This window comes from Paenibacillus agricola (genome assembly GCF_011440305.1).
In the GTDB taxonomy this organism is placed as follows: domain Bacteria; phylum Bacillota; class Bacilli; order Paenibacillales; family NBRC-103111; genus Paenibacillus_S; species Paenibacillus_S agricola.
Genome location: NZ_JAAOIW010000018.1, coordinates 93,303 through 109,915 on the forward strand (window position 1 = coordinate 93,303; position 16,613 = coordinate 109,915).

Genomic DNA, 16,613 nt, shown 5'->3' on the forward strand with positions numbered 1-16,613 from the left:
AACTAATGAATGGAGAGTGCTTATACAATGGATACAATCCGTACTAACAAGGATAACGCTATAAATGAAGCAGAGGAGCAATGGGAGGTAGATAACATCCATAGAGATACGCTGCTTCCAGAGTCAAGTGAGGAGAGCACTCAAGATGAGCTCAGCGGGCTGGAGCAATCGCCGCTTTTTCAATTGTCTCTCGCTTCCAAAGAGCTGTTCCACAGCAACTTTTTATCTTGGCTTCTTTTGCAATACCCCGCACTGGGTGCTGAAGTGTTAGCACGTTGGATAGGTGAAGAGGGGAGTAGCTGCAGCATCAACAGAGTAGAGAGGGAACAGAAAAACCGGGATTTAGTCGTCTACTTTACTGCTGCAGCAGGTCAGAGTAAGGTATTAACGATAGAGAATAAAGTGAAAAGTACCCCCGACTTGGCCCAGCTTGAGAAATATGCCAACGGAAGCGGTGATCAGGATTATTTTCTGTTGCTAAGTTTAACTCGACCGTCCTTTATGATGGGGGATTCCATCCAACTGCAGAACGGCAAAGTGTGGGCGTTTCTCAACTATAAGCGATTAGGGGAGCTGCTTGAACCTCTTTGCGAGCCGATCCGGCAGTCTAGCCCCTACCATGCTTTTCTTTTAAGAGATTACGTATCGTTTATTAAGAAGCTTCATCGGGTTGGTCAATCGGCCGAACTTAATCCCGCTGTGGACAATTATGATTGGTACGCTCCTTCTAACCGGTGGTTATCGCGATTAAGAACGCTACGCTTGTACGATTTGTATGTAAAGCATGTCCATGCCCAGCTGGCTTGGGAATTTCATAAACGAATGGAATCAGAGATTCCGTCCTTGCCTTTAACCTTGGAAACTGCTTGGGAAAATGCACCGGTCGGCCATGCTTTCACCAATTCGGGGATGACCAAAGGTACAGGTTTAAGCGAAATTAAGTATGTAGTCGGCACATTGAGTGGAAAACCCGTTGTGTTGGGCGTGCAAATCCAAGGGGAGCAGTTCAGATTGTTTGTGGAAAGCAGAATCAAAGCTAAGGAAATGGCCGAGATGCTTTTGCAGGAAAAGGAATGGTTCCGCTTTGATCAAATCGATTTGTTCGAAGGACAGGTGTATCCGATTCGCCGTGGACAGACGTTCAATTCATTTACGACCACGTTCCAATACCAATATGTCAAACTTAAAGAATGCTCCATTCAGGAGCTTATCCGAATATCGGTAAATTGTATAGCAAAATTACACGATAATAAGCAGCGTATCGTAGAGCTTCTTTGCCTCGACACGAACTGAGGGTACCGATATGGAGCTTGAGCATTTTGTATGGTTAGTTAAAGGTGATAGCATGAACCGGGTTACAAGGAATGGGCAGGTGTACTCCCTATACTTTGAAGGAGAAGGCTTCATCGAGCTGTTGGAAAATGGATGGACGCTGATTCGCATTTCCACCCAACATCCTTTTTTTCAATCCTTTGCCGCAGCTTACCCAAGGTTTAGTGATACCTTGCTTCCATGGGCGAATCATTTATTAAGCTGCGCCTACAGTTGTCCAGCTTGTCACGGTCCAACTATTTATGTACCGGAGTTAGATCAGCCTGATTTCTGCTGTTCCCGGTGCGGTAAAAAACAATTACACGAATTCATCGATCTGCTGCTTCACAAATGGATGCGGCACGCAGGAAAGGAAACGGTCGTCGCTTTTATTAACGGGTATTGTAAGGAGATATGCGAGAGCATGTCCTTTTTTACCCATGCCGGTGACCTGTCCACTCTGGCCGACCAGATATGGATTGAGGCGTTTGATGAGCCTTTTTTCTCTGGTACACGGCAGTATGCGGTGGCCCAAAAAATGCTGAAGCTCAAGCACGGTGACAATCAGCTCGCCTATTTCCGTTCCCATCTGGAGCGAAAGCTGCTATATCACAACCAGATGTATGAACCATGCAGCCCCAAGGAGACAATCAGCCTCATGCAAAAGCTTACTGTGGCGGAATGTATCGAGGCTTTGCTGGGGAATCCTGTTCAACTGCATTCTGTTCTTATGAACACTAGCGGGGTACTGTATCGATCGTTCAAGTCGTACGAGCTGTCGGGGGATGCTGTTGCAGGCAATTTGGCGGATGAACAGGAAGCAATCGAGATGATTGATAAGTATATCGAATGCGGGTCATCGACAACGACCCGAAACGGTCAGATCACCGAGCATGAGCAGTACGGATTATTAAAGCTGAGGGACGGCACGTACTATCCCGCTTGGTTGACGTTCACGACGGATAGTCCTCCCGGGCTTCCGAAGAATGTGGAACTGTATTTTCATTCAATGCCCGGTCAATCGGTTGAATGGAAGTCGATGGTGCGGTTTTTACACAAAGACGTACAGGACATATTTCCATTGCAGTATAGAACGATAACCCAAAATCAGTGCGTGACCTACCCTACAAATGAATGGCAAGAGCTTACCATTACAGCAGAAGAGGTGGCCAACTATGAATAATAATCGTTATGAAGTGCTTCATACCCTAGTATTTTGGAAAAAGACATTGCACCGGCACGAATACCTTGGATTCACCTTGTTGGACCTTCAAACCGGTGAAAAAGCAGGCTATACCTTTGATGAGGCTTTCAAGCTTATTCATTCCTATGGAGGTACCAATGCTTCTGCTGAGCAATCCGCTGATGGCAGCAGCAGACGGTTAGAGCCGCGCACAGAGCTGCAGCTACCGCCATTCACTGACCCGGTGTGGCATCTTTCTGTCAGTACAGACGACCAGCCTTATCCGCAGAGCTATTCAGATAAGCTAAAGCAAGCCGCTGATCGAGCGGTGGATGCGGATATACGTTGGAACCTGGAGGTTCAGAAACGAAAGTGGAAACAAAAAGCGCAGCATCTGTACGATCACATCTATACAGCAGCGGAGAAGGAGAAGCGGAAAACCGCAGAAAAGTGGATCGGGAAAGCGGCTAATATTGTTGTATTAAGCGGGGCGGGCATAAGCACGGAATCCGGTGTACCGGATTTTCGCTCTGGAGAAGGCGCAATTTGGGAGAACCCGTTGCAGCTCATGAAAATGAGTGCGCTTTATCGCGATGCGAATCCCCAGCAATATTGGGCGACTATTAGAGCTTTGTTATTGGGGTCATTGAGCGAGGTGCTTCCGGTTCAAACAACAGGAGCGTTGGTGCGGGCCATGGAATTGATTCAGCCCAATTCAGGCCATTTATTTTTTTCGCATCTGGAGCAGATGGGTAAGCAAGTAACTGTCGTTACGCAAAATGTTGACGATTTACATGAGAAGGCAGGCAGTGCCAGGGTGCTCCATCCCCATGGAGAAATCTTACAATCCCGCTGCCCCGTATGCGGCGAAAGTTCAGCTACATGGGCTATATTAAACCAACCGAACCCTCTGGGTGTTCATTATAGTGGGGGCAAACTGTGCGAAGGGCTGCTTGTTCCTGATCTTGTCTTATTCGGGGATCCGATAAAGGACTCGGACGAAATTTATGCGATCGTGGGGAACGCGGACCTGCTTATAGTTGTGGGAACCTCGCTTCAGGTTGCACCGATGAATCAGCTGCCCGGTTATGCATTGGGCGCAAAGAAAATATTGATTAATCACGAACAGACACCTTATGACGATGAGTTTGATCTTGTTTTACACGGTCCGATAGGAAGCATATTGAGGGAAATGGAAGCCTCGATATTTCAGGGGTCAGGCAGAAAAACGACACAACTCATATGCGGAGTTTGTAAGACGAATACAGCAGAAGGAGTCTACGCATCGAAGATTGCGCCGGTCTCTGGCGCTTACTGTCAACCGTGTATGATTCGTGGCGCAGAACCGTATGACCTTATCGTTACCAAGCTATCGCGGATGAACAAGAACGGTAATGAGAGGAGTCCAAGACTTCAGGCCATCATTGAGTCCACACTGGAGATTGCCGGGAAAACGAATGAAAATTTAATATATGATGTTGCACTCAAAAGGAAGCAGTGATAAACGAAGCATTTTTATCTAAAGGGTACTAATTCCATTTGTTTATAATGACATATTTTAGGTTTGCAGGTATTATTAGTAGGTACAATGATGGATGAAAATAGGACCTGGGGTGATGACATGGAGACGGAACTACGGACATTTATCAGCCGTTTCCCACAGGAGTGGGTCTTCAAATATAAATTATTTACTCTGTTTGACAACGAGGTTGCCCAAGGCATCCGAAATGAAGATGAGGTATGGCTGGAGAAGGAATCATTGTGCCGGGAGCTTCTGTTGCTCGCCGCTGATCCGGAATGTAAGCAATATTACACTAATATGATAAAGGTCAGGTATAAAAACCTGCTCTCACAACCCTGTTCATCCAATAAAGAATTACTGGATCAACAACAATTGGTGTATGAGCAGCTAACCGCCATCTCCTCGGGGAGAAAATCTAAGGATTTGCTGATAGAGATTTTATTTGAGCAGCTGTATTTGCTGGAAGAACGCCGTACTGAATTATCTAATACAGAATACAGCGAACAAAGAGCCGGCTTTAGTGGGAAGATGGTGGACTGTCTGCTGACGGACACCGTCTATCGCCAGCAGCTGATAGAGGCTATGCAAAAGGGAGCGACCTTTCTTCAACCGGTCTCGGATGAGGACCTATTGGAACATTTGGAGGCTTTGTTTCGAAGACTCTTGGAATTCAGGAGCGCATTCGATCCTCTCTACCGGCAAAGCTTAGCACAAGTGTTTTATATGCAGTCACAGCTTGATTCGGATATTGATCATCAAATTTCCTATTACCGGGAAGCGGTACAGCATGCGCCTGAAGAGACTCTATATATCAATGCCTTGGTCGAGTTGCTCCAAAACAAAGTGACGACGGTGCCGGATACGGCCGAGAACAAGGTTGAAAGAACTGCATTCTACAGGGAATTGTTGACCATGACGAAAGACCCAGTATGGAAACGACCCCTGATTCAGCTTTTGGTCGATAGAGAAGGACAACTTACCGACAGAGTAAACGGAACTAGCAAGATGCAAAGGGATCCGATTTACCGGGAATTGAAAAGCATCTATGAGGAGCTGCTTCAATTAGCCCCGGAGGATACGCGCTTTGCCTTCGGACTCATCGGAGTCTTAAACAAACTTGGGGACAATATTAAAAGAGGCGGGGATTTGAAGAAGGCATATGAGATCTTTGAGCATATCCTGACGATTTCCCCGGAGGATGCTGCTGCCATTTATCAAATGGGTCTTATCCATATGCGTAATAAGGAATGGCCAAAGGCTTTTGAAATTCTGGATCGAGTATATAAACGCCGTAGAGGCATAACCAATCCAAAGACAGTCATCGAGTTAAGCTACACCTACGCGATATGCTGTGCGCACCTGGGATTGATAACCAAAGCAGTGGAGGCACTTAACGAAGGGGTGCGACTGGATACGGAACGGGAACACATCAAGGAATTTACTTTTGTGGAGCTGTACTTGGACATCATTCAGAGCGTTACCCTTTACTCGATCAAGGAAACAGATGGAGATAACAGGTTAGTCACGGCCAAGGAATTAGAGGATTTGATTTCTTCGATTGATGAAGCTAGCAATAGGGTGCTATTTGATTACAGAGATCCTTACAGTGCTAAATTTTATGGGCCTTTCGATACGTTTCACTTCATGGACAGTGCGGAGCGGGCTCATATTCTGTATGCGATTATGCGGTCCAACAGGTCTCGAACCTACGAGCAAATCAATGTGGAATGCTTTTATTCGAAGCCTAAGACTAATTCAGCCATAAAGAATCAGATTTCTCATTTGCGAAACGATAATTTAAAAAGTTGCTTTAGCGGACAGGAAGATATGAAAGAGATAGTGAAAGGCGACGGAGGATATTCGTGGAGATTTCATGGGAAAAGTTATGTTGTCACGAATTTTGAATATCAACAAGAATAACACCTGCGGGTATCAACGTATGATACCTCCTTGCTGTACAATCAACATATGAAAGTAATCGTAAGATACATGGGAGGAATCGTACCGGATGCTAACGAACACACAAAAGGTGCACTTGTTTTATTTTGAAAAAGCCGCTGAGGAGCTGCTGTCGCTTGTAAAAGGGAAAAAAATCAATCCTCACGCTGCACCCGTAAGCACGATGCGGAAACGGCTTGCTTACTTAAAGACCACAATCAAAAAGGCGGAAAAACGGGAAAGCAAACTACGGGCTTTCGACAGATTGAGAGTTCGGTTGAACCGTACGGCTAGATTGCTAGACTTAGGATCCCCGACGATCATAATCGAGAGCGAAATATGCTGCATAAAGAGGCAGATCGGGGAGTTGCGACTCGTTTTGAACGGAGTGAGGCCTAAACTGGATTATTCGGAGAGGCAGGAGTTCATTGAGCTTAACGAAATCGAGGTTGTCATGAGCAAATTGCCGATAAGAGAGCGTGTTTACATTATGAATGAGCATCTATTAGGCTATCGGTTCAAGTAAGGAAAGCATCCCGCTTACTACATTTATAACGGAGGTTACAGAATATGAGTCAAGAACCATATGATCCGATTGTCGAGCTTGCCTATATGAAAACGAAGCAGCGGGACCCGGTTAACGATTGATTTTCATGCGAAGATCAATGCTTGGGACGGAACTATTGAAAGACTATCATTTATAGAAAACTACCTTATAGGACCGCAAATGAATAAAATCACTGCTAGAGGGATGGCTCCAGCCAAGCAAGAAGATTTCGTATACCTAATGACACAAGAACAGACGATCAAAGAAAAGATAGCACAATTATTTCAAATTCGTAAAAATGGAACGCTGGATGAGAACATGACAAATCGAATTAAAAATGTGGAATTTGAACAAACGGTTAAGAATCATCCGAGTCGGAAGGGTTCGGCTCCAGACCAATATGTTCATCGTTTTTTGTGTTGTGTTTTTATGGAAATTATGACCCCAATAGCTAAGAAAAATGATTTAAAGGAGATTGGGAGAATATTAGAGATCTATGATACTTCTATTTCCTTCGTACACCTTCAGGTAAGGGTTACGGGTAAAGTAGAAGGCTCCTTAGAGAGATTAAATCTGCTCGACGAAGTAGCAAAGTGGGGTTCCTTTAGGAAGGCAGTTATCGCCTATCACATTCTGGATGCTAACAAGGAAACTTTGAAACAACGCTTGTGAAGAAGGGTAGTTTCTGCGAATTTCAATGACTCTCGAACGGGGGCAGGCCATCGTTGGCTGCTCCATTTCGCACTAGCTAAAGGATCGAATAATCCTTTCTTCAACGAACATATATTCTCTGACATCTAGTTGTCATTATCAATAGGTATATTAGGATTAAAAGTTCGAAGAGGAGGACGACGGGGTGATCGTCGATTTCAAGACGGATCGTTATGAGCTTCAGAATGAGCAGCAGCTTGTGGACTTCTATAAGCCCCAGGTGCTTGCTTATGTGGAGGAGTGGGAGCGGACGAAAGGTGGTAACGTGAAGGAAGCAGGGCTTTATTTTATCGATAGAGGTCGGTATGTCCTAAACTATGGAGACGCTTATGGATATTAGTGAGAATAGGGAAGAATTCGATCATGGACTTCATATTGTCCGAGGCAGCTTTGACCAGTTGGAAGTATGGTGCAGGGAAGTAAAGTCGGAAAATGATTTTTTGTGGGACGTTATTCTTGCATGCGGCAATGAAGCTCTATGGCAGAAGCTTTTTATCGCGTTAGCTGATTACAATAGAGAAGATGGTGCCGCTCTTATTGTTAAGAAAATTCGTGAATTGCTCGAACACAACCAATATTCATTGGCCTTAATAGGTCTTAATCACCTTGAAGCGATTACATATAAAGAAGGTGAAGAACCATCGGGATTGATTCAGATTTCGATCTCATCTATTCTTGATTTAATGTTTGCAATGAACATACCTGACCTAAATGAAATGGATAGGCTATTAATGGAAACCATGAGCTGGATGAAACGAACAGCCCAGTCCCCATTAGGGGATAGTGTTCATTCCTATTTACATGAGAACCACGCTAGATTGAATCAATTGATAGCGGATACGAATACGCCAGAGCTCATCATGTTGTATTTGCATGCTTTATTGGCATTTGATTTTTATTATCCCCTTAGAGACATGGTGGCCTATATTTTGGACAAAGAGTGGCCGTTTCTGGATGCGAAAATTCAGGAGGAGCAGTACATTCACTTTTTATGGATAGCCTTATATGTTTCTATGGATGATGTTTTACTGGAAGCTTCCGTGGAAAGCCGCCGGTTTATTGACCAAGCACATACCCCGGAAATGCTCCTATATAAAAAGTATAGCGCCATGAAGAAAGGTGGGGAGTGTAGCCGTCAGACAATCGCAGATACCCTAGCTCTGATGAATCAAAGCCGAATGTATGACGATTACCAAAAGATGAAGCTATGGGAAGAGCTTTCAATATTTCTCAAACCACTAGCTGAATCTTCGGTTACCATTGAGTTACCGACCAAAATACCTACCAATATGAAGAAAGCCAGCAGTATCTGGCAAATTAAGAATAAAACGGACCATTGTCCACATTGTCGCCCAATTAAATTGGTAAAAGAGCTTTTCCTAGTTGACGGATTCAAGAAACATTCCGCACCGGCACAGAAACAAATAGAATTTGAATTGCTAACCTGCACCACTTGCACCAGAATATATGCCTATGACAGCACCAAAAGAGAAATGAACAATGCCCTTGAACCTTATAAGTGCGCAATTCAATTGGATCCAGTTGATTATCCGCCCAAGCAGGCAGCAGCTAAACCAGCGGTTCCACCAAAAAAAGTGGTAATAGCGCCAACAGCAACGAAAATATCGTCAACACCGAAAGTAACCAAAGCAACCAAAACAGCTATAATGAATGAGCACTTTGCATGGCCAAGTACGGACGCGAGGGAATCTCAAGGGAAATCTAATAAAGAAAGCACCTTTAAAGATGAAACGCGTCTGCATCGAATGGGTTACAAAATTACTGGCCTCAATCGAATGAAACGGTGGGACATATTGGTTCGCAAAGTGATTCCCAAGATGGCTCTTAAAGAAATCGTAAATACGATTGCAAATAATGTTCGTCTACGCAAGTCTCAGGAAGGCGGTCATACCAAATTTGCCTACGCTATTGCAGAGTGGGAGCATGACCTGAAACGTCTCAAGCAAGAATATTACAGCTCGAATTTTACATGGCCACAATATTGAGGAGGTTAGTGGATGATAGACATTAAATTATTGGAAGTATTTCGTTTTCTTGGGCTTGATCAAGATCTTTTTAACGAGAACTTAATTTCTTTTCGATTCGTCAATGATAACATTAAGGCTACTTATTTTGAGGACTGTACTTTCAAACAAATTCAGATTGGAGAGACCACTAAACTTGATATCGAGCGACTTGCCGAACTACTCCGGTTATGCGAAGGGATGAGGAAAGAAGATGACCTTTACGAATTGATTTATTCAAAGCCTTTTCTCATACAAATCCCCAAAAGCTTGAATCATATTCTGATCAATCGTGTCGAATCTTTAATAATGCCCCATCCTACACTTACCCGATTATGGGATCGACGAGTGCCCTATCACCTTAACGAAGAAGTGATCATTTATCAGGAGAAGGGAAAGGTTGTGAAAGGGCCACATGAGGGGCAAAAGCTGCTGAAGTCGTTAAAGAAGATGTATTACCAGATGGCTTACGAAATGAATTCATTTTCTGCTCAACATAGCTCAGGTTCGGAGGATATCCAAAAACATACGGAAACTGTGACCTTGCCGAATGGAGATCTTATCATTATCCACTTTGCTGAAAATGCGGAAATTGTGGACATGAGTCATATGATGAAGTGATATTTGTTACGTATGGTCAAAGTGAATAAGAGGGTTATGCGTATGGCTTCGCTTCAAACGATGATCAGTAACGCAAAAGTTTTATTGTAGGAACAAATATTGATTATACATGTGGTGATAATGAAGTGCCTCGGGAACAAGAATTTCTTTGATGTTGTTTTTGGGCTGTTATTTTGTTCACCAGATCGAGCACTGTAATTAATAGAGCAATTATCTGAGAAGAATGCGGAGACTATGGCGGGAATGATCTCCGAACAAACGGAAGCATACAGGCTAGGTGGCCACCAACAGTCTGAAAGGAAACAAGAATTGAATGCCTATTTAACATCACGAGGAATAGAGTTTGAAATTAATTCCGAAGGAACAGACATCATAATTTCCGCTTGTGAAGTGTTAAAAGAACAGCTTCATCATCTTCCTCATGAGGCGTACTATCATTTCTATCACAACTTGAACAGGGGATTGCTTTGATTGTGGAAATACTGGAGGAAATTAATAAAATGTGGTTAATTGTTCCTAATTTAAAGAAGGGAATTGTCAGTATATGTTGAATTATAATATAAGGCCTACAGATAATAGTTCCTTTGAACTAGTGATTATAAAAGTTTATTGTTTGGACTGTCAGTAAAATAATAAAGTAAACCTGAGTGTTATACTATTCTTACGTAAATTGTTAGATACTTGCCGAATCGGATAAATTAATGGAGGTTTAAGGATGGCAATAGATGTGGAAAAGACATTAGGTCGTATTCACGAAGTCAATATATTACTTAATTCAAATGTCCAAGATGCTGTGCAGTCTGCTAATGAATCAAAAGCAGCATCAGACCAATTCGTGAAAGAACTAGATTTATTTCACAAAGAAACTAAGCAAAAGATTGAGGCTGCTGGTAAAGAGTTAGCTAAACAATTGCTCCAATTAGAGAGTAATGTGAAGTCAGAGATGATGAGAACTGCAGATATAACATTACAGAATGCAAAAAGTAACTATGACGCCCTTAAAGAAGCCAACAATCTTCTTCAGAAGGAGCACCAGTTTATTATACATAAGCTTAATGAACAATTTGAGCAGAATCAGGCGGCTATCAAGGTACTCGGCGTTAGCATGGATAAACATTCGAATGCTATTCTTAGTACTCAGAATAAAATGACGGAGAAGCTTTCTATGCTGAACAAGGCCTTAAACGATACCAGTGGGCAGTTAAGGTTACACAACGAAACGATGCTTAACAAATTCGAAGATCAAACCAAGATGATGAGAAAAAGTCAAAGGAAATGGTTCATTTGGCTTATCGTGTTAATTATCATTGGATATTTTTACGAGGAGAGTATGTTGTATGAAGCCTACAATTACATTTTCCGGTAAGGACATCTTCTTTACGAATTTGGATGGCAAGCACACACTCTCTCCCTATTATTATTATGAGCATGATCATATGATCGTCGGGAATCAGGTGAATAGAGCGATCGACTTGTATCCAATGTCCATCTCTAACATTTACATGGAAAAAGATGAAACCAAGATGGAATCTTTCCTTAAAACACTTCATTTATATACCATTCAACGCTTCAACATAAGTAATTATAATATTCAAGTTGAGTCACGATTGAAGGTACTGCATCTACTTATAAAGCGTAGCCTTCCGAATCAGATAGTCGAAACAATCAACAACAGACATATCGGAAAATTATCAATGGAATGGGACAACGAAGTGCAGGAAGCACTATCAAGCGTCATCGCAACTCACCTCATGTATACGGAAGAGGTTTCGAGCTATTTGTATCCAGTGGTCAAGCGGATCATTCACCTACGAATTGCTAATCATCTCCATGAGCTATTGGAGCACGGCACTACCCGAGTTGATTTGAAGGTAGTGGATGAGAGAGCTACAGTTCAAGTGATTCGCAAAGAAGTAGGCCTTGACATACCAGCTCTTCTACGTTTAATCAATTTGTATAAACATCCGCAGATTAAAGAAGAAAAGATCCTAAAGGCGCTCTACGAGATGTATGACGATAATTTCAAGGTGACTTTCATCAGCCCTTTCTCTTTCGGAAAATCAACTCTCATTAATGGAATACTGGGTGAGAATCTGCTGAAGATGGACATTAGGGCGGAGACAGCAATCGTAACGAAAGTTATAAGCGCAGACGCCAACAGGCTTTATGCCAAATATAAAGATAATCGCATTGATAGGTATACTTTCGATAGCTATAACGAGCTAAGAGAAAAACTAGCAGGACTTAATGGGGTACGCAGCGATGAGGTACCGCTTGAGGTACAGATTTATCATACGTTAGAGCATCTCCCGTGTGTGACGATTATCGATGCGCCTGGACTAAACTCAAGGCACGCCGATCATAACAACAAAGCATTGGATGCTTTTCAGATGAGTGATCTTGTCCTCTTTCTGATCAATCCGGCTCATATTGGAGAGGCGAATTTTTCGAGGCAAATAAAGGAGTTCATCGATTCGATGAATGAAGACGAAAGCAAAGTATATGGATTCGTTCTCTCTAAGCTGGATTTATATAGTGATGATTACGAATTGGTCATTAAGGAATTGGAAATTGTATTGAAGGATTTGGATCCTTCTTATAACACAAATCATGTGTTTTTCGTTTCAGGCTACTTTGCTCTTATAGGTAAGCAATTACGAGATGATAAAATACAATTGACCGATGTTCGTAAATCACAAGGTGTTTTTGTTTTGGAGAATGATGAGATTATTTCAGGACGTTCCATTGAAAAGCATCATGCCCGTGCTTTGCTCCAATTCAGTCAGATTGAGCGGCTGGAGCAATTTATTAAGGAAAGAGGTGTTGGCCGGTATGATTCAAACCAATTCGATCTGGGTCGTAGAGAGCAAGAAGCAATTGGACACACTACACGCTCTTAAATCTAAGCTGCGGTATAAGGCAGTGGTATTGGAGTCTGAGTGTGACATTACGACTCTACCTAGTTATGATATGGTTTTTTTTCTACTTACACCTACAAAGATTGGAAATAAATTTTTTATCGAAGCCATAAAAGAAGTGCTGAGCATACGTCAAAATAGTAAAACGATTTTTATGGCTATAGATGATTGCTACCGACTGGACGAACAAGAACTTATGAAAGTAACGCTGGAGCTAAAGTCATCTATTAAATACCTGATCTCCAATCCGGCAGTATTCATGGTTTCGTCTTATTTTGCGCTACTGCATCTTCAGTATGAGCTTAAACAAGTTACCCTAGAGGATATTCAACACAATCGAGAGGTTATGATTCCAAACCAAGCTGATGGGATGATTACAGGACTGCGACTTAAGGTAGAACATATGTCACAGCTGTTGCAACTCAGCAGAATGGATAAAATTTATCTGCTTATAGAAGAGTTTTCCAAAGGGGTACGGAACACTGGGATCGATACGACCAAACAAAATTGGTTAATTTTAGGTCCAGATAAAACTGGAAAAAGCTTACTTACCAAGCAACTTCAAGCGAGTATAAAAGCATCGGGTTCTTTTCATTTCGCAGATAAAAGCCCGATTCCAGACGATATAGGCAGGTACTATGACGGAATCGTGATCGTACTTGATCTGGATATAAATCGAAGTTTGGCTTATTTGGAACGAATATGCTCCACCTATGTAGGATTAAACAAAATTATTGTCGTCAATAAAAGTGATGATTTTATGTTCTATAGGTTGAGCCAATCGAAGCTTCAAACAGATATGATGACCAAGCTTCGATTTATAACAAGTGATCCCGTCTTCTTCGTATCCGCTTATTACTATGAGCAATACATTAGATTGAGTGCGCAAGAAGTAACCATGGAGGATATCATACAGGATTCAAAAGTCGTATTCGCGGATCCGCTAAATTTTCCAATCGCTAAGGAAACGCATAGAGCCATTATGCCAGAATTGCTGCTAGTGCATTCAGGATTTAATAACCTACTACAAAATTGGGAGTGACGAGCATGCTGGAAAGATACGCTGAAACGAAAAAGTATTTATTAAATTTAATTAAGGAATTGGAAAAATCAAAGTATGTGGATCCATACATTATTGGAAACTCCATGCTATCTGAAGAGGTTATACGCTTGGAAAAAGGGGATTTTAAAATCGCCCTTGTCGCACCCTTCAGTGCCGGGAAATCAACCTTTATTAACTCAATCATTGGGAAAGACCTGTTAAGTATGGATATTCGCGCAGAAACGTCGGTGATTACAAAAATCAGCTATTCCAAAGATATTAAGATTGAGATTACATATCTGCAAAATCCAAAGGTCGATATTCTTGAGACAGATGAGTGTGGAGAACTCCTTACATACCAATCTTGTAAAGAAGTGTTGAAAAAAATTACAACCGTTAGAGATGAAACGAATGAGGAAAGAATCAAACAGGTTGTTGTTTATTGTCCATTAGATATTTGTAAGGACAATGTGGAAATTATCGATACGCCGGGTTTGTTCTCAAGACATGAGAAACACGAGGCTATCACTAACAATATTATCCCTCAAGTTAATGCCGTCATCTTCATGATTGATCCAGATAGCGTTGGTGAGGAGCATTTCACCGATAAAATCAGAAATTATGTACAATCTGCAAAGAGCTCTAGCTTGGAGGAGGACGGTCGCCATATTTTCTTCGTAATTAATAAAATTGACGTATTTGATGTTGAGGATATTCAAAAGGCCCGTCATGAATTAGAGGAAGTTCTCTCCGGTATTATTACGCGCCCTAACATTCATGAAGTATCCGCTTATTTCGGGATGAAGGGCAAGCAGCTGCTCACTAAGGATTTGGAGATCGCCGATATTCAAAAGGACAGAAAAATTAAAATTCCTGACCCGGCAGATCCCGAATACACGATTGCTGGAAAACAAATATTGGAGCAAAATGCGTCTGATATTATCCATTTCAGCAAAATTAAAGAGCTTGAGAAATCATTGGGAGAATATCTACAGAGCAAAAACAAATATTTGATCACCGACGTTATGTCAACGATTCGGAATATATTATCCGATACGATCAATAAGCTGAAGTTTGAAATTAAAGAAATGCAATCCATGATCAAAGAGAATAATACTGTTTATATTGAGAAAATAGATAAACTCCGCGGGGAAATCGATTCCTTAAAAGAAACCACCTTGAAGAGCATTCAAAGTCTAGTTTCTAAACGAATACTTGGTGGCATTTCTGGACATAGCCTGCAAGACGAAATATCAGATGAAATTGGAGGTCAGTTAGTTGACATAACAAAGGATATAGAAAGAGAATTATTCAAGAGATGGTCTAAGGCGAAGCAAAAAATCGACCGATATAACGCAGAGGAGATTGTTCAGTCGGTTATTTTGGATGCGGAAGAATATCTTGTGCTGAAGGTAAAGGAGATGGTTAGACAGTCGTTCCTAGCGGTCAAGACAATTATTGCTACCCTCATCGGCGATATCCAGCAACAGCTTGATAACGTTACTGAGAAATTGGAAGAGGCTGAGATTAAGAATCTTGGCTCTAAGATGAACCGGATCGGTAATTTGAATGTGGATAGCCTCGTAGGCGCATCAATGAACAAAATCGAGCGGCAATTTTCCGAGATCCTTGTATCTGTTGCGAAGGATTGCCAGGAAAAGGTTCAATCTGCGTATGAATCTTCAATTTCGATGGAAAAAGTGGGAGGGGCTTGGAACTGGCTCAAGGGACTATTTGGAGCGGAGGATTATGAGGAGAAATTCGATTTATACCGATTTAAACGTGAACTTGATGGACTTATCGACGAACTGACTGAAATAATGAAAAATAAATTGAGTGAAAGCGAAGTTTCCATTGCTGAGCCGATTGTTGATATGTCGAAAGAGATTGCTAAGGACATTAGCTCGGATGTGTCCAAAATCATCACGAACGTCGTGAAGATTAAACAAACTGTATTAGTGAACCTAAAAAAAGAGATGGACAAAAATGAAGATGAGAAAGAAGAATCGGTCGCACAAAAGCAAAAAAATATTGTGAAGGTTAGTGAAATCAGTCATCGTTTCGAGAGCAGAGTTAAACAGTTAGCAGAGGGAGATATGGAGCATGAACTTTCAGTCCAAAGTCCAGTCTATCAATAATTATCTTAACAAACTATACAATAAGCTCATTAAGGACGGTACAACGATTAACGATTGGTCGACTTTAGGCAAAAGTTATGGCTTAGAGCCAAATAAACTAGCTATTTATGCTTTAGCCATTAAAGAAGAAATTATCAGTGAATTAAATGAATTGCCCACTTTTAAAAATTTGGCAGAAGCAGAGCGGCGGCATCTCCTTACTTTGATTGACCAGATTCATCAGATGCTGATCATACCCAAATTCACTATAACCAAAGAAGAATGTATGGAGGAAGTAATGGTTGAGGTAGGTCATGTGAACCGTTCTGTGCGACCTTCTAAGACGACAATGCCTTATTTGAACATGGGAACACCGACGGGTGCAGTTCTCGGACTCGGACTTGGACTTTTGATTACTAAAAGTGTACCGGTACTTTTGATCGGAAGCATTGGCGTTGCAGTAGCAGGGTCGGTAATCCGCAAATCGATCAACTCGTCCAGGACGAATACACCCGCTGTAAGAACGATGCGCCAAACACAAACGCCTAAGCGTATGCAAACCAGAGTAAGCCAACAAAAGGTTGAGGCCGTCATTCTTAGACGAAAGGCTGTCATTGTAACTTTGTTCCGTAAATATATTAAGCAAATGGAAGAAGCGTGCGGACCTACTCTAACTTAG

14 protein-coding genes are annotated in these 16,613 nt (G+C 41.9%); all 14 read left to right on the plus strand.

Annotation, left to right across the window (positions count from 1 at the left end):
- Positions 1-27: 27 nt before the first annotated feature.
- The 14 genes from G9U52_RS31840 (at position 28) to G9U52_RS31905 (ending at position 16,613) form a co-directional block, all read left to right on the plus strand.
- Complete coding sequence (locus G9U52_RS31840; RefSeq protein ID WP_166155274.1) at positions 28-1,293, plus strand: PD-(D/E)XK nuclease family protein; 1,266 nt, start codon at positions 28-30, stop codon at positions 1,291-1,293.
- 10 nt (positions 1,294-1,303) lie between these two features.
- Positions 1,304-2,494: a hypothetical protein gene (locus tag G9U52_RS31845; RefSeq protein ID WP_166155276.1), complete on the plus strand. Its 1,191-nt coding sequence runs from the start codon at positions 1,304-1,306 to the stop codon at positions 2,492-2,494.
- The gene (locus G9U52_RS31850) at positions 2,487-3,995 is read left to right on the plus strand and encodes a Sir2 family NAD-dependent protein deacetylase (RefSeq protein WP_166155278.1); all 1,509 of its coding nucleotides are present in this window, start codon (positions 2,487-2,489) and stop codon (positions 3,993-3,995) included. The genes G9U52_RS31845 and G9U52_RS31850 overlap by 8 nt, the downstream gene beginning before the upstream one ends.
- A 120-nt stretch (positions 3,996-4,115) precedes the next feature.
- Positions 4,116-5,936 carry a tetratricopeptide repeat protein gene (locus G9U52_RS31855; RefSeq protein ID WP_166155280.1) on the plus strand — a complete coding sequence of 607 codons (1,821 nt, stop codon included), beginning with the start codon at positions 4,116-4,118 and terminating at the stop codon, positions 5,934-5,936.
- Positions 5,937-6,024: 88 nt separating this feature from the next.
- Positions 6,025-6,480: a hypothetical protein gene (locus G9U52_RS31860; RefSeq protein WP_166155282.1), complete on the plus strand. Its 456-nt coding sequence runs from the start codon at positions 6,025-6,027 to the stop codon at positions 6,478-6,480.
- Between the two features lie 201 nt (positions 6,481-6,681).
- A complete protein-coding gene (locus G9U52_RS31865) occupies positions 6,682-7,173 on the plus strand; it encodes a hypothetical protein (protein ID WP_166155284.1) in 492 nt (163 codons plus the stop codon).
- A gap of 184 nt (positions 7,174-7,357) precedes the next feature.
- On the plus strand, positions 7,358-7,552 hold the full coding sequence (locus tag G9U52_RS31870) for a hypothetical protein (RefSeq protein WP_166155286.1): 195 nt from the start codon (positions 7,358-7,360) through the stop codon (positions 7,550-7,552).
- Complete coding sequence (locus G9U52_RS31875) at positions 7,542-9,218, plus strand: hypothetical protein (RefSeq protein ID WP_166155288.1); 1,677 nt, start codon at positions 7,542-7,544, stop codon at positions 9,216-9,218. The genes G9U52_RS31870 and G9U52_RS31875 overlap by 11 nt, the downstream gene beginning before the upstream one ends.
- A 12-nt stretch (positions 9,219-9,230) precedes the next feature.
- Positions 9,231-9,857: a hypothetical protein gene (locus G9U52_RS31880; RefSeq protein ID WP_166155290.1), complete on the plus strand. Its 627-nt coding sequence runs from the start codon at positions 9,231-9,233 to the stop codon at positions 9,855-9,857.
- A gap of 715 nt (positions 9,858-10,572) precedes the next feature.
- A complete protein-coding gene (locus G9U52_RS31885; RefSeq protein ID WP_166155292.1) occupies positions 10,573-11,223 on the plus strand; it encodes a hypothetical protein in 651 nt (216 codons plus the stop codon).
- Positions 11,195-12,757, plus strand: coding sequence for a dynamin family protein (locus tag G9U52_RS31890; protein WP_166155294.1), 1,563 nt, complete (start codon positions 11,195-11,197; stop codon positions 12,755-12,757). The genes G9U52_RS31885 and G9U52_RS31890 overlap by 29 nt, the downstream gene beginning before the upstream one ends.
- Positions 12,690-13,817 carry a hypothetical protein gene (locus G9U52_RS31895; protein WP_166155296.1) on the plus strand — a complete coding sequence of 376 codons (1,128 nt, stop codon included), beginning with the start codon at positions 12,690-12,692 and terminating at the stop codon, positions 13,815-13,817. Before G9U52_RS31890 ends, G9U52_RS31895 begins: the two co-directional genes overlap by 68 nt.
- 5 nt (positions 13,818-13,822) lie before the next feature.
- Entirely contained in the window at positions 13,823-15,955 is a 2,133-nt protein-coding gene (locus tag G9U52_RS31900; RefSeq protein ID WP_166155298.1) for a dynamin family protein, read from the plus strand.
- The gene (locus G9U52_RS31905) at positions 15,921-16,613 is read left to right on the plus strand and encodes a hypothetical protein (RefSeq protein WP_166155300.1); all 693 of its coding nucleotides are present in this window, start codon (positions 15,921-15,923) and stop codon (positions 16,611-16,613) included. Before G9U52_RS31900 ends, G9U52_RS31905 begins: the two co-directional genes overlap by 35 nt.

Bases quoted from the DNA above. Each gene is read 5' to 3' on its own strand.
- G9U52_RS31840 (WP_166155274.1), top strand. From the start codon at position 28: ATGGATACAATCCGTACTAACAAGGATAACGCTATAAATGAAGCAGAG.
- G9U52_RS31850 (WP_166155278.1), top strand. From the start codon at position 2,487: ATGAATAATAATCGTTATGAAGTGCTTCATACCCTAGTATTTTGGAAA.
- G9U52_RS31885 (WP_166155292.1), top strand. From the start codon at position 10,573: ATGGCAATAGATGTGGAAAAGACATTAGGTCGTATTCACGAAGTCAAT.
- G9U52_RS31855 (WP_166155280.1), top strand. From the start codon at position 4,116: ATGGAGACGGAACTACGGACATTTATCAGCCGTTTCCCACAGGAGTGG.
- G9U52_RS31860 (WP_166155282.1), top strand. From the start codon at position 6,025: ATGCTAACGAACACACAAAAGGTGCACTTGTTTTATTTTGAAAAAGCC.
- G9U52_RS31845 (WP_166155276.1), top strand. From the start codon at position 1,304: ATGGAGCTTGAGCATTTTGTATGGTTAGTTAAAGGTGATAGCATGAAC.
- G9U52_RS31865 (WP_166155284.1), top strand. From the start codon at position 6,682: ATGAATAAAATCACTGCTAGAGGGATGGCTCCAGCCAAGCAAGAAGAT.
- G9U52_RS31890 (WP_166155294.1), top strand. From the start codon at position 11,195: ATGAAGCCTACAATTACATTTTCCGGTAAGGACATCTTCTTTACGAAT.
- G9U52_RS31875 (WP_166155288.1), top strand. From the start codon at position 7,542: ATGGATATTAGTGAGAATAGGGAAGAATTCGATCATGGACTTCATATT.
- G9U52_RS31895 (WP_166155296.1), top strand. From the start codon at position 12,690: ATGATTCAAACCAATTCGATCTGGGTCGTAGAGAGCAAGAAGCAATTG.
- G9U52_RS31900 (WP_166155298.1), top strand. From the start codon at position 13,823: ATGCTGGAAAGATACGCTGAAACGAAAAAGTATTTATTAAATTTAATT.
- G9U52_RS31880 (WP_166155290.1), top strand. From the start codon at position 9,231: ATGATAGACATTAAATTATTGGAAGTATTTCGTTTTCTTGGGCTTGAT.
- G9U52_RS31905 (WP_166155300.1), top strand. From the start codon at position 15,921: ATGAACTTTCAGTCCAAAGTCCAGTCTATCAATAATTATCTTAACAAA.